This is a genomic window from Acinetobacter sp. USHLN143, from assembly GCF_037145695.1.
Lineage (GTDB): Bacteria > Pseudomonadota > Gammaproteobacteria > Pseudomonadales > Moraxellaceae > Acinetobacter > Acinetobacter fasciculus.
In genome coordinates this window covers 1-12,676 of record NZ_JBBCWZ010000003.1, presented here as the reverse complement: position 1 = coordinate 12,676, position 12,676 = coordinate 1, and the positions used below count along the sequence as shown (strand labels likewise).

Here is a 12,676-nt window from a genome sequence, read left to right as displayed (position 1 = left end):
TTCCTTTTAGCCAGCAACGCGTAATGGTTGCTGCTGAGTTTTCTGTGCATGTCCCTGCACCGCTTTCTTTGCTAAATATATACTAGTTCTATAGCGGTCTTCACCATAAATACGATACATATTTTCTAAAATTTGTAAAATTGTGCAATATCCAATTTTATCTGCCCACTCGAATGGACCACAAGGATAATTCACGCCATATTTCATAGCAGAATCAATATCTTGCTCTGATGAAATATCATGCAATACCGCTTCACAGGCTTCATTCACTAACATGGCAATACTACGTATAACATAAAGACCGGGATGATCCTTAGACCAAATAGGTATCATATCCATACCTATGAGGAATAGCTCCACTGCCTGGCGCTGTTCAGTACTACATGCTGGTGATGCAACGACTGGAATTGCCTGGGCATTTGTCCAATCTGCATGCCAGTCCATCAACACTACAGGCTCATGCGGATAAGCCAGTTCAACCGACTCACCGAGCGATAATCGCAGGGAAAGATCACCAATCAGGATTTCATTCTGTTCTGCCGCCTGAAAAATGAGATCCACATGAGAGGCCTGTTTTAAACGTTCAATCAAGGCTAAGGAATGTCGCCATTCACCTTTTACCGTGACTTTGAGCTTATTCAGCGACTTGGCATAACACACTGGCAATTCATATACAGGCACAGGCTTGGACTGCGTGTAATCATAAAAACCCTGACCGGACTTGCGGCCATAACAGCCGGCATCGACCAGTTCTTTTTGAATCAAGGACGGGCGGTAGCGTGGCTCATAGAAAAATTCCTGATAGACACTTTGTGTGACCGAGAAATTCACATCCTGCCCAATCAGATCTGTAAGTTCACACGGCCCCATGGCAAAACGGCCACATTCGCGCATGATGTAATCGAGCTGTTCCGGGGTGGTGGCATTTTCCTGCAAGGCACGAAAGGCCTCGGCATAATAAGGTCGTGCGACACGATTGACGATAAAACCGGGGGTCGATTTGGCTCGCACCGGAACCTTGTTCCAGTCCTTCATCAGATCAAATACTGCATCGGCAATCGCTGCTGAGGTTTTCAGTCCGCGGATAATCTCGACCAGTTTCATCACCGGCGCCGGATTAAAGAAATGCAGACCAATCACTCGCTCGGGATGTGGAATCGCCGAGGCAATTGCGGTAATGGAAATTGAAGAAGTATTAGACGCAAAAATCGTCTGTTCCGGGCAAATGGCAGCCAGCTGTTGAAACAGGTTTTGCTTCACTTCTTTCTTTTCAACAATGGCTTCAATAATTAAGCCCGCATCGGCAAGCTGCTGAATGTCCTCTGCCACAATCAGATTGGCGAAGGTACTCTCCAGCAATTGCTGGGTCATTTTGCCATTTTGTACGCGCTTGCTCAGCTGCGCCTCTAAAGCAGTCAAGGCACTCTGAACTTTGCTGCGATCGAGATCAAACACATAGGTCGGATGCCCGTGCATAGCTGCCAGTTGTGCAATACCAATCCCCATGGTTCCAGCACCGACCACAGCAACTTTGACTTGTTCCAAATTGATCTGTTGCATGATTTAGCATCCTTTATATTCAGGGGTACGCTTCTGCATAAAGGCTTGTACACCTTCTTTATAGTCGCTTGAACGTCCAGCCAGACGTTGCAGGTCACGTTCCAGAATGAGCTGCTCATCCAGATTATTGTCGGCTGCGGCATGGATGGCTTTTTTGATCAGGGACAGACCATAGGTCGGTTGCTGTGCCAGATGCTCTGCCAGTTTTTTCGCTTCTGCTTGCAGTTGTTCATCTTCAACCACTTGCCAGATCATGCCCAGTTGTACTGCGCGCTCAGCCGGAATTTTATCGCCGAGCATGGCAAGGCCCATCGCCTGAGCACGCCCGACCAGACGCGGCAGGAACCAGGTACCGCCTGAATCTGGCACCAAGCCAAGACGGCAGAAGGCCTGAATAAAGGAAGCCGATTTTGCTGCCACCACAATGTCACAGGCCAGGGCAATATTGGCGCCTGCCCCTGCTGCCACACCATTCACCGCACAAATCACCGGTTTAGGCATTTCGGTAATCAGCTTGATCAGAGGGTTGTAATATTTTTCAATCGACAGACCTAAGTCCGGTGCATCGGCATTCGGATCGACCACACGGTCATTCAGATCCTGACCGGCACAGAAACCGCGGCCTTCGGCTGAGATCACTACGGCACGAATCTGGCTGTCTTTGGCCCAGGCCTTGATGACCTTGGAGACTTCCTGATGCATGGTTTCATTAAAGCTGTTGAGCTGTTTTGGACGGTTAAAGGTCAGGTAGCCCACTGCATTTTTTTCTTCGACAATAATTGTTTGATAATCCATTACATACCTCTAAATTCTGGTTTTCTTTTTTCTAAAAATGCATTGATGCCTTCCTGGCGATCTTGGGTCGCCGCCAGCCAGACAAAATGTTGACGTTCAAGTTTCAGTCCCTGACTTAAAGTCACTTCATGAATCGACTTTAAAGATTGCTTGATGGCACGAATGGCCAGCGGTGCCTGCTTGGCAATTTTTTCTGCCAGTTCCAGTGCGTATTGCACGGTCAGTCCTGCCGGACAAACCTGGCTACTAATGCCATGTTGCAAGGCTGTTTGTGCCGAAATCATTTCACCAGTCATGGCCCAGCGCATCGTTAATTGCTGACCGACCAGACGGGCCAGACGCTGGGTTCCACCGGCACCCGGCAACATACCTAAACCGATTTCAGGCAAGGCAAACTGGGCATTTTCTCCGGTCAGCACCATGTCACCATGCAAAGCCAACTCGAAACCTGCACCAAAAGCATAACCATTTACGGCCATGATTAAAGGCTTGGAAAATTCATCAATTTTTTTCCAGAGCAGTGGGCGTTGGTCTTGCTGGATGCTGACCACATCTAACTGCGCCAGCTCATTTAAATCAGCACCGGCAGCAAAGCATTGCGTATTTCCGGTGATGACCACGGCTTTCACAGCAGCATCTGTTTCCAAGTCCTGTAGACAGGCTGCAATGTTTTGCAAGGTGGCATTGTTTAAAGCATTGCGCTTTTCTGGACGATTTAGCTCGATCAGTACCACACCTGGCTTGGGTGAGCTGGTTTTAATGTAGGTCATCCTTGAACTCCTGCTATGCTCGCGGTGCTGTAAATTCAGCTTTTATTCATCAAAACTGAGTCGGACATTGGCCGTGGTTGGACGTGCCTGACAACTGAGCACATAGCCTTTCTGAATTTCATCTTCTTCCAGACTGTAATTCACCGCCATTTCAACCTGTCCCTCTAACACCTTACATTTACAGGTTGCACAGACGCCGCCCTTACAGGCATATGGCAGGTCTGCCCCAGCACGTAGCGCAGCATCTAAAATACTGTCGTCCTGTTTGGAGACTTCGATAATCAGCTCACGACCATCTAGAACAATATTGACGCGTTCTTCGCTACGGCTTTCCATCTGCTGGGCGGTTGCTTTCGGTGCAGTACCCGTATTGAAGCGTTCAGTGTGAATCTTGCTGCGCTGAATGCCCCAAGTCGGCAATACCGTTTCGACTGCTGTCATCATTTCTTCAGGACCACAGGCAAAACAGTGATCTGCTTCGGCTGAAATCAGATTGGCCTGAAATAACTGCTGCAATTTGTCTGCATCAATCCGACCATTAAAGATGTCACTGTCATTCAGTTCACGTGAAAAAATATTTACCAGTTGCAGACGTTCCTTAAAACGGTCTTTCAAGTCCATGATCTGTTCAGAGAACATGGTCTGTTTCCAGGAGCGGTTGCCATATACCAGAGTGAATGTTGCTTCCGCTTGACGGTTCAATACCGACTTTACAATCGATAAAATTGGCGTAATGCCACTGCCTGCTGCAAATCCTAGATAATTCTGGCCACCAGCCTTGGCGGCTTTCTGAAAAAACACCCCTTGCGGTGGCATGACTTCTAGTACATCGCCCGCTTTGAGATGCGCATTGGCCCAGGTTGAAAACTGACCCTGATCAATTTTTTTAATCGCAATACTCATGTCTTCCTGCGTATCACTGCAGATCGAGTAACAGCGGCGCAGCTCGCCGTCATCGGTTAAATGACGAATGGTCAGGTGCTGACCCGGCTGATATTGGAAAGCATCCAACTGCTCAGGCGCGAGATCAAAGGCAATGCAGATCGCCTGCTCGGTTTGTGGCTGAATCGATTTAATGGTTAATGGTATAAATTGGCTCATGGCAAAATCCTTCTTTTAGGTGGCGGTGTTCAGGCTTGTTATTGGTTTACCCTGCCCACCGCGCAATCGTTACAATCAAATACATTTGAAATAGTCAAAAGTTTCTAAGCAGTCCCGACATTGATATAAAGCTTTACAGGCGGTCGAACCGAATTCACTTAATAATTTGCTGTTGTTACTTAAGCACTGTGGACAGGTGATGCCATCGGTCAATGCCACATGCGTACCACAGCTATGTGACTGGCCTTGCGGCGGGGCAATACCATATTGCTGTAATTTGTGTTTGCCCGATTCACTCATCCAGTCCGTGGTCCAGGCTTGAGACAGGTCCACAATGACTTTGACCGGCGTCAAACCATTGGCCTCGAAAGCCTGGGTAATTTCTGCTTTTAATAAATCCGTGGCCGGACAGCCGCTATAGGTCGGCGTGAGTCGCACCACAATTTCATCCTGCTGATTCAGCTCGACGCCACGAATCATACCCAGATCAATCACTGACAATACCGGAATCTCTGGATCAGAAACCTGCTGTAAAACGTCCCAACATTGATCTTCTACGTGTCGAATCAGATTCATGCGACTCACTCCCTGTGATTGTGCCGAATTACCAGTTCATGTTTGGATATAAGCGCTGCATGTATTGCAGTTCAGCCAAAACAAAACCGAGATGTTCTGTATGTAAACCCTGTTTAGCCCCACTGCGATAAGCACCCAGCTCTGGCAGGCTTAATTCAAATCGCGCCAGCTCGGCTGTAATGGTCTCCAGCCACTGGACTTTTAAATTTTCAATCTCTGGAATGACACCGCTATCGACTAGTTGTTTTTCAGCTGCCGTCAGAACAAAAAGTTCTTCGGTAAAACGCCATAACTCGTTTAGACCTTGCTGGGTTTTTTCATGCGCTTCTGCGGTACCTAAACTTAAGCGTTCCATCCAGGTGGTGGAAAAACGCTGGTGATATTTCACTTCTTTGAGTGATTTCACTGCAAAGGCAGCCAACTCAGCATGCTGACTTTTAGTTAAAACACTAAATAATAAAGTGTGGTAGTGATCCATCAACCACTGGCGTACCAAAGTCTGGGCAAAATCACCATTCGGCTGTTCGCACAGCAGCAAATTACGGTATTCACGCTCGGTGCGGAAATAAGCCAGCTTGTCTTCATCACGACCCTGTCCTTCCACTTCACCCGCCAGACTGAGGGCAGTACGTGCCTGACCCAATAAATCCAGTCCAATATTGGCTAAGGCAATATCCAGCTCCAGTTCAGGTGCATGACCACACCACTCTGCCAAACGATGAGACAGGATCAGTTGACTGTCACCCACATGTAAAAGAAATTCTGCCAATACTTGATTTGTCATAATCTTCACCTTTCCCTTTACATGTGCTCGATGCCAGCTGGAATGTTATAAAAGGTTGGATGACGATAAACCTTGTCCAAAGCGGGTTCAAAAAACTCTGCTTTTTCATCTGGCTGGGAAGAGGTAATCAATTCAGATTTCACCACCCAGATACTGATGCCTTCATTGCGGCGGGTATATACATCGCGGGCATTTTGTAGTGCGACTTCCTCATCCGGCGCACGCAGGCTGCCGACATGACGGTGACTCAGACCCTGTTTACTACGCACAAACACTTCATAAAGTGACCAGTTATTTTTGTTATTCATGAGCAAATTTCCTTATATTGATCAAACTATTTTTTAAGCGACTTTTTGTGCTGCTGACTGTTTCTGCTGTTTCTGCTGTTTCTGCGCATAGACGGCTGCTGAATCACGTACCCACTTGCCGCCTTCCCAAGCTTTGCGGCGTGCTTCAATACGCTCATGGTTACACGGTCCCTTGCCTGCAAGAATCGCAAAAAACTCATCCCAATTGATTTCACCAAATTCGTAATGTCCGGTGGCTTCATTGAATTTGAGGTCTGGATCTGGAACGGTTAAACCCAGCTGCAAAACTTGCGACACGGTGTTATCGACAAATTTCTGACGTAGCTCATCGTTGCTGAATAATTTAATTTTCCACTGCATACTTTGTGCACTGTTCGGTGAATTATCATCACTTGGACCAAACATCATCAGTGCCGGCCACCAGAAACGGTTCACTGCATCCTGTGCCATCTGCTTTTGTTCCGGCGTACCATTGGCCAATTCCATCATGGCTTCAAAGCCCTGACGCTGATGGAAACTTTCTTCTTTACACACACGCACCATAGCGCGGGCATAAGGACCATAAGATGTACGGCACAGCGCAACCTGATTGACAATTGCTGCACCATCTACCAGCCAGCCAATCGCGGCAACATCGGCCCAGCTCAGGGTTGGATAGTTGAAAATTGAAGAATATTTCATGCGACCGGCAATCAGCTTATCCATCATGTCGTCACGATCGGCACCCAAGGTTTCTGCAGCACTGTACAGATACAAGGCATGACCGGCTTCGTCCTGAACTTTTGCCATCAGCACAGCTTTACGTTTTAAGGTCGGTGCACGGGTAATCCAGTTGCCTTCCGGCAACATGCCCACCACTTCAGAGTGTGCGTGCTGACCGATCTGACGAATCAAGGTCTTACGATAAGCATCCGGCATCCAGTCCTTCGGCTCTATAGAAATATCCTTTTCAATCTTTTGATCGAAGATTTGTTGTTGGTTATTCATTGTTCCCTCACTTATCCCAAGTGTTGATACACTCAAATTAAAACGATACGTAATTAAAATCAATATTTATTTATTGGTATCATTTAATTTTTATCACTTATTTTTAATAAATATTTGTTTTATATCATTTAATATTTTTTATTTTATTGTTACGCATTTTTAAACACAGATTTATGATTGACATTTTCACTTTTTCAACACAAATTATGAAACATCAAAATTAAAATACATCTCAAAACGTATCGTAAATGGAGTTTTTACAATGTTAGAGTTAGACAGCAGCTCAAGCACAATGGATTATCACAATACTGAATCGAGCCATAATCCTCTTGCCATCAAAAGCTTAGCTTCACTGGTGTACGGCCAGGAATACATAGCGCGAGCCGATTTACGTACGGTTTATCATGCCATTAGCGGTGAAGCGGTTTATCAAGTCGGCAGTCAGGGCATCGATACCCAAGCCGTGGTGAAGTATGCCAAACAAAAAGGCGCGGCTATTGCCACATGGACCTTCCATCAACGTGCCAATGCACTGAAGCAAGTGGCACAATATTTGATGGAACGCAAAGAAGACTTTTATGAACTTGCCAAAGCAACCGGCTGTACCCGTAAAGATGCCTGGATTGATGTTGAAGGTGGGATTGGCACCTTATATGCGTATTCAAGTTTGGTGCGTCGTGAACTGAGTGATGAAACAGCGCTAGTCGAAGATGCCTGGATTCCTCTTTCTAAGCAAGGTAGCTTTGGCGCGAAACATATTCTGACGCCTAAAGCCGGTGTCGCCGTGCATATCAATGCCTTTAACTTTCCGATCTGGGGCATGCTGGAGAAAATCGCTCCTACACTACTGGCAGGCGTACCCTGTATTGTCAAACCGGCGACCGAAGGTGCCGAGCTGACCCATGCCGTGGTCAAAGCCATTCATGAAAGCGGTTTCTTGCCAGAAGGTTCACTACAGCTCATTTGTGGACAGATCTATGATTTATTTGATCATTTAAATCCTCAAGATACGGTCACTTTTACCGGTTCTGCTTCAACAGGGCAAAAACTGCGTTCGCATCCACATTTAAATGCCTACTCGATTCCATTCACCATGGAGGCAGACTCGGTCAACAGTGCGATTTTAACAGCGCAAGCCAATGATGAAACGATTGATTTATTTGTCCGTGAAGTTTTCCGTGAAATGACCACTAAAGCTGGACAAAAATGTACTGCCATTCGTCGTGCCTTTGTGCCAGCCGAGATATTGGATACAGTACAAGACCGTCTGATTGCAAAACTGAAAAAAGTGGTTGTCGGTGATCCGGCTCAGGAAGGCGTAACGATGGGTGCTTTGGCCAGCGTCAAACAGAAATATGATGTCGCTGCAAAAGTTGAACAGCTCAGCCAGGATGCAGAGATCGTATTCGGTAGCCACTTGCGTCAGGACTTTAAGATTCAAGTACAAAATACGGAGACATCTGCATGCTATCCACCGACAGTTTTGCTATGTAAAGCACCGGCTCAGGCAGAAAATATTCATAAAATTGAAGCTTTTGGGCCTGTGGTCACTTTAATGCCATATACTGACCTGGCTCAGCTTGCTGACCTGGTGGCACGTGGCGAAGGTAGCCTGGTGGCCTCCATCGTACGCAATACCGATGAAAATATTGAACAACTGCTCAGCAAAATTGCGCCATGGCATGGCCGTGTCCATATTCTGGATGCAGAAAGTGCCAAAGAAAGTACCGGACATGGCTCTCCATTACCTTTGCTGGTTCATGGCGGACCGGGACGTGCTGGTGGCGGTGAGGAACTCGGCGGCTTGCGTGCAGTCAAACATTATATGCAACGTACTGCGATTCAAGGTTCACCAAATGCCATGACTCAGGTCGGCCATAGCTGGACTGCTGGTGCTCAGGTCTTTGAAGACCGCGTGCATCCTTTTAAAAAATCATTTGATGAATTGCGTATCGGCGAACGTTTGCTGACAGCACGACGTAGCGTGACCGAAGCGGATCTGGTGAATTTCGGCTGCCTGAGCGGTGATCACTTCTATGCGCATATGGACAAGATTGCTGCAGCAGAATCCCTGTTTGGTGAGCGCGTGGCACATGGTTACTTTGTGGTATCTGCCGCGGCCGGCCTATTCGTTGATGCCGCCCAGGGTCCAGTCATTGCCAACTATGGCATGGACAACTTGCGCTTTGTAGAACCGGTGAAAATTGGCGATACCATTCAGGTAGAACTGACCTGTAAGCAGAAAACTCCAAAAGCACTGCGCGATCCGGCACAGAAGCCACATGGTGTCGTGGTCTGGGATATTAAAGTAAAAAACCAACGCAATGAACTGGTTGCAACCTACGATATTTTAACGCTGGTTGAGCGTGGCTAAAAATTTAAACTCAAAAAAAGGAATCATTATGATTCCTTTTTTTTGCCTTTAAAAATTATTTGTATCTATTTTTAAAAATAGATTGACGTCTCTCTATTTAGGCTCTAGATTAATTAAATACGATACAATATAAAAATAAAAAGCATATTAAAAGTATCAAATAAATATCTCAAACGATCAGCACAGGATGTTGCATGATGAATGATAAATCGCTGAACCTAGAAATGGTTGAAAGGACGATTCAACCAACAAATCAAAATTTTGAGCCTACACCGACAGAAACGGCTGTGCCGCTGTCTGAACAGATTGAACCGCCACCGGAAAGCAGCACCTATCAATGGTATGTGGTGGTCATTTGTATGGTGGCTTACATTCTGTCATTTGTAGACCGTCAAATTTTATCGCTCATGATTGAACCGATTAAAGCCGATTTAATGCTGAGCGATACCCAGTTCAGCCTGTTACAAGGTCTGGCCTTCTCCTTGTTTTATGCCATTATGGGTCTGCCCATCGCAGCATTGGCGGATCGAAAGTCCCGGATTAAAATCATTGCAACCGGGATTGCGTTTTGGAGTCTTGCCACAGCGGCTTGTGGTCTCAGTAAAAACTTTATTCAAATGTTTATTGCACGTTTGAGTGTGGGTGCCGGTGAAGCTGCGCTTTCTCCTGCCTTTTATTCAATCGTTGCCGACTTATTTCCGAAAGATAAATTAGGCCGTGCACTCGGGGTATATGCGATTGGTGCCTTTATTGGTTCGGGTTTAGCTTTCCTGATTGGCGGCTATGTGATTGGCTTGCTAAAAGATGTCAGCTTCGTGGCTTTACCGCTTATTGGTGAAGTGAAAACCTGGCAACTCACCTTTATGATTGTGGGTCTACCGGGCGTATTGCTGGCACTGCTCATGGTACTGACGGTGCGTGAACCTGCACGTAAGGGCATGAAAGTCGGTCAGGATGGTCAGGTCATTAAAGCCTCTTTTAAAAACTCGATCGGTTTTATCAAGACACATAAAAAGACCTTCTTCTGTCATTTTATTGGTTTTTCTTTTTATACCATGATGTTGTATTCGCTGCTGGGCTGGGCACCTGCCTATTACATGCGTAATTTCGGTCTGGATGCGAGTCAAACCGGTTATATCCTCGGTACGATTATTTTGGTCGCGAATACTTCAGGTGCCTTGTTCTGTGGCTGGCTGATCGACTTCTTCTCGAAACGTGGCTATAGCGATGCTGCAATTCGTACCGGTGCCATCGGCTGTGCAGCGCTGATTATTCCGAGTGTGCTATTTACTCAGGTCGATAATATGCAGCTTTCATTTGCGCTGATTTTTGTGGCGATGTTCTTCTCCACTTTCCCGATTCCTGCATCGGCAGCTGCCACGCAAATGCTGACACCGAATCAGCTACGCGCACAGGTATCTGCCAAGTTCCTACTGGTTTCAAACCTGATTGCCTTAGGCGTCGGAACCACCGCTGTGGCATTAATCACGGATAAATATTTCCAGAATACCTTAATGGTTGGTAACTCGATCTCGATCGTCAATGCGATTGCCGGATTGATTGGCTGCTTCCTGTTGTACAAGGGCTGTCAGTATTATCGTGAAAGTATGAAAGTCGAGAAACTGGCTGACTAAAATGGCTGGATATTGCTAAACCTTCTTAAGCTTCACTTTTAAAGGCCTTTAATCCACATTAAGGGCCTTTTTATATCCGCCCAAAAAGTTCAATTTTCAGGTACTCATCATTCAATTCCGATCCAGCCTAGACAGGCTGCCTAAAAAAACGTATAACACCGTTTTAAATTTACAGGTGTGCACCGTTGAAACTTGTGCTTGCTCCCATGGAAGGCTTAACCGATCCGATTATGCGTGATGTGCTGACATCCGTAGGTAGCTTTGACTGGTGCGTGACCGAGTTTATTCGTGTCACCGACTCCCTTCTGCCCGATCATATTTATCATACTTACTGCCCGGAACTGTTGAATGATGGCAAGACGGCGGCAGGTACACCGGTACATGTCCAATTCTTAGGAAATAATCCGGAGATGCTAGCAGCGAATGCCGCCAAAGTGGCAGCCATGGGCGCACCGGCAATTGACATGAATTTTGGCTGTCCGGCCAAAACCGTGAACCGTCATCGTGGTGGTTCAGTCCTGCTCGATGAACCCAAAGTCGTGCATGAGCTGGTTAAAGCCGTGCGTGATGCAGTGCCTGCGCATATTCCGGTTTCCGCCAAAATGCGTCTGGGTTATATGGACCGTAATTTCATGCTGGAAAATGCCCATGCCATTGAAGATGCAGGAGCAGCATGGGTTACCGTTCATGCACGCACCAAAGCCGATGGCTATACTCCGCCCGCATTCTGGGACCAGCTACAACCGATTCGTGAGACACTTAAGATCAATGTGATCGCCAATGGTGAAATCTGGAACAATGCCGATGCCAAACAGTGCCGTCTGGAATCCGGTTGCGAAGATCTGATGATTGGCCGTGGTGCAGTGACTACACCCGACTTGACCCAATGTATCCGTCAAAACTCGGATGCACCTTTGATGAACTGGAATGAACTACTGCAACTGCAAATTCGTTTTATCAACGGCCCAGCCAAAACTGAGATCGGGATGGTCGGCCGTTACAAGCAATGGCTGGGCATGATGTCGAAACATTATCCTGAAGCCAAAGCATTATGGGATGAAGTAAAACGGATTAGAGTTCTGGCCGAGATTACCGAAAAACTGAAAGCTTCAAATATTTAAAACTAAAAAGCCTTTGAATCATTCAAAGGCTTTTTTATGAGTCCGTAAAAAACTTATGACTGCTTACGCTGCTTTAAATTTTCTACGTGTTCCCGATTGGTTTTCCAAGATTTTTCTAAAACTTCTTTTTCTAGCCGCAGTTGTATCCGTTTTAATTTCGTTTCAGAAATCATCTGCTGATCAAAACTTTTCACATAGTCGGTCCAGCCTGCCCCCCGAAATACATGATTTGGCATCGGCGTTTTAAATACGGCATCCGGCATAAATACAATCACAGAATGCAAAAGATCTGGTTCCACAATATCTGCCAGCAATTGTTCCAGAACTTTGATGTGCTTATAGTTCTGATGAATGGGATTCTGAAATTTATAACTGTTTTTATAGATTTTCTGGGTCCAGATTTTTTGTCGCTCGTTTCCAAATATCCAGCCTTTATAGTTTTTAGTCTCAATCACAAATATTCCGTAAGGACTTAATAACAGATGATCGATCTGCGTGGTCGCGCCTGTCCCGTCTGGAAGAGTCAAATCATTGAGCAGAATATATTGAAGATCTGGTGGTGTTTCAAAAAGTATGCTGAAAAAAAGCAGGTTGGATTTTGATAAAATAGAGAAATGCGAATAACTCTAGAAATCAAGTGTCCAGCCTGCCTAAGTGACAGTATAA

At 46.2% G+C, this 12,676-nt stretch carries 11 protein-coding genes and 1 pseudogene; 3 read left to right on the top strand and 9 right to left on the bottom strand.

From position 1 onward, the window contains the following. Positions 1 to 6 precede the first annotated feature (6 nt). The 8 genes from WFH18_RS01675 to paaA form a co-directional block, all read right to left on the bottom strand. Positions 7 to 1,560 (bottom strand): 3-hydroxyacyl-CoA dehydrogenase, encoded by a 1,554-nt coding sequence (locus tag WFH18_RS01675; protein ID WP_005251054.1) that lies wholly within the window; start codon positions 1,558 to 1,560, stop codon positions 7 to 9. A 3-nt stretch (positions 1,561 to 1,563) separates the two neighbouring features. Beyond that, positions 1,564 to 2,355, bottom strand: coding sequence for a 2-(1,2-epoxy-1,2-dihydrophenyl)acetyl-CoA isomerase PaaG (paaG, locus tag WFH18_RS01670; protein WP_005247159.1), 792 nt, complete (start codon positions 2,353 to 2,355; stop codon positions 1,564 to 1,566). Continuing rightward, positions 2,355 to 3,125, bottom strand: a complete 771-nt coding sequence (locus tag WFH18_RS01665; protein WP_005247160.1) for an enoyl-CoA hydratase-related protein — start codon at positions 3,123 to 3,125, stop codon at positions 2,355 to 2,357. The genes paaG and WFH18_RS01665 overlap by 1 nt, the downstream gene beginning before the upstream one ends. Positions 3,126 to 3,167: 42 nt before the next feature. After that, positions 3,168 to 4,226 (bottom strand): 1,2-phenylacetyl-CoA epoxidase subunit PaaE, encoded by a 1,059-nt coding sequence (gene paaE / locus WFH18_RS01660; RefSeq protein WP_005251045.1) that lies wholly within the window; start codon positions 4,224 to 4,226, stop codon positions 3,168 to 3,170. A gap of 75 nt (positions 4,227 to 4,301) precedes the next feature. Then, positions 4,302 to 4,802: a 1,2-phenylacetyl-CoA epoxidase subunit PaaD gene (gene paaD / locus WFH18_RS01655; RefSeq protein ID WP_005247163.1), complete on the bottom strand. Its 501-nt coding sequence runs from the start codon at positions 4,800 to 4,802 to the stop codon at positions 4,302 to 4,304. Between the two features lie 28 nt (positions 4,803 to 4,830). Then, the gene (gene paaC / locus WFH18_RS01650) at positions 4,831 to 5,586 is read right to left on the bottom strand and encodes a 1,2-phenylacetyl-CoA epoxidase subunit PaaC (protein ID WP_005251043.1); all 756 of its coding nucleotides are present in this window, start codon (positions 5,584 to 5,586) and stop codon (positions 4,831 to 4,833) included. Positions 5,587 to 5,603: 17 nt separating this feature from the next. Then, a complete protein-coding gene (paaB, locus tag WFH18_RS01645) occupies positions 5,604 to 5,894 on the bottom strand; it encodes a 1,2-phenylacetyl-CoA epoxidase subunit PaaB (protein ID WP_004279183.1) in 291 nt (96 codons plus the stop codon). A 33-nt stretch (positions 5,895 to 5,927) separates the two neighbouring features. Then, on the bottom strand, positions 5,928 to 6,881 hold the full coding sequence (paaA, locus tag WFH18_RS01640; protein ID WP_336754559.1) for a 1,2-phenylacetyl-CoA epoxidase subunit PaaA: 954 nt from the start codon (positions 6,879 to 6,881) through the stop codon (positions 5,928 to 5,930). A gap of 262 nt (positions 6,882 to 7,143) precedes the next feature. On the opposite strand from paaA, the gene paaZ reads away from it, so the two are divergent. The 3 genes from paaZ to WFH18_RS01625 all read left to right on the top strand — a co-directional run bounded on the left by paaZ (position 7,144) and on the right by WFH18_RS01625 (position 12,010). Next, positions 7,144 to 9,255, top strand: a complete 2,112-nt coding sequence (gene paaZ / locus WFH18_RS01635; RefSeq protein WP_336754558.1) for a phenylacetic acid degradation bifunctional protein PaaZ — start codon at positions 7,144 to 7,146, stop codon at positions 9,253 to 9,255. Positions 9,256 to 9,449: 194 nt separating this feature from the next. Beyond that, positions 9,450 to 10,889, top strand: a complete 1,440-nt coding sequence (locus WFH18_RS01630) for a spinster family MFS transporter (RefSeq protein WP_253159673.1) — start codon at positions 9,450 to 9,452, stop codon at positions 10,887 to 10,889. 185 nt (positions 10,890 to 11,074) lie between these two features. Then, entirely contained in the window at positions 11,075 to 12,010 is a 936-nt protein-coding gene (locus WFH18_RS01625) for a tRNA-dihydrouridine synthase (RefSeq protein WP_005104883.1), read from the top strand. 53 nt (positions 12,011 to 12,063) lie between these two features. On the opposite strand, the pseudogene WFH18_RS01620 reads toward WFH18_RS01625, so the two are convergent. Continuing rightward, positions 12,064 to 12,564: pseudogene (locus WFH18_RS01620) on the bottom strand (nuclease-related domain-containing protein); the annotation flags it as partial. Positions 12,565 to 12,676: the final 112 nt, after the last annotated feature.